1 protein-coding gene is annotated in these 874 nt (G+C 64.2%); it reads right to left on the bottom strand.

Going from position 1 to position 874, the window contains the following annotated elements; genetic code table 11:
• Positions 1 to 874: glycoside hydrolase family 10 protein (locus tag H6B10_RS14720; protein ID WP_204652279.1), on the bottom strand; the 874-nt coding region annotated here is incomplete at both ends.

The raw sequence follows: 874 nt of genomic DNA, 5'->3' as shown, positions 1-874 counted from the left end.
GCGCGGCCCATTGTGCCGCCAGGCTGGCCAGGCTGTTGGTAGTATCGCCGTTTTGCTCATAGTCCAGCCCCCAGTACAGCTGGGGCATCAGATAATCCACATAGCCGCCCTGTGCCAGCCACAGGGCGGCGTCGCTGTATTGGCCGCTGTAGCATAGCTGTACGTCGGCCAGGGGGGCCACGCCGAACCGCACACCGTAGGCCTGGGTCACGCTATGGCACAGGCTGACCAGCCCATTGACGTTTTGCCGCCGCCATTCCTCACGGGAAAGCTGGGTGTTGGCTGCGGCGTACTCGGCCGCGTCGAAGGTGGCGGAGGTGGTGGGGTAGAAGTAATCATCAAAGTGGATGCCGTCGATGGCATAGTTCCGGCACAGTTCCTCTACCCCGTCGGCAATGTACTGCCGCACATCGGGGTTGGCAGGGTCCAGGTAAAGCCCGGTGTCGGTGGCCTTGACCCAGTGGGGGTGCTGCACGGCGGGGCTGTCCTCGCACAGGGCGGGCACACCCCCTGCCTGCAGCCGGTAAGGGTTCACCCAGGCTTCCAGTTCCAGGCCCCGGTCATGGGCCGCTTCTACCAGCAGGGCCAAGGGGTCAAAGCCCGGGTCCTGCCCCTGGGTGCCGGTACACAGGTGGCTGAAAGGAAAAGAATCGCTGGGGTAGAGTGCATCCCCAAAAGGCCGTACCTGGGCCAGGACCACGGTGGCGCCCAGGGAACGGATGTTGTCCAGCATGGCGCCCACCTGGGCGGAGAAGGTTTCCGCAGAGGAAAAATCTACCTGCTGCCATTCCAGATAGCTGACCCACACCGCCCGGTAGGGGGTGGTGCGGGCGGTGGGCTGCACCGTGGGGCTGTCTCTTATACACATCTGACG

This window comes from Gemmiger formicilis, from assembly GCF_016901605.1.
Lineage (GTDB): Bacteria > Bacillota > Clostridia > Oscillospirales > Ruminococcaceae > Gemmiger > Gemmiger formicilis_B.
This window is presented reverse-complemented; position numbering and strand designations above follow the sequence as displayed.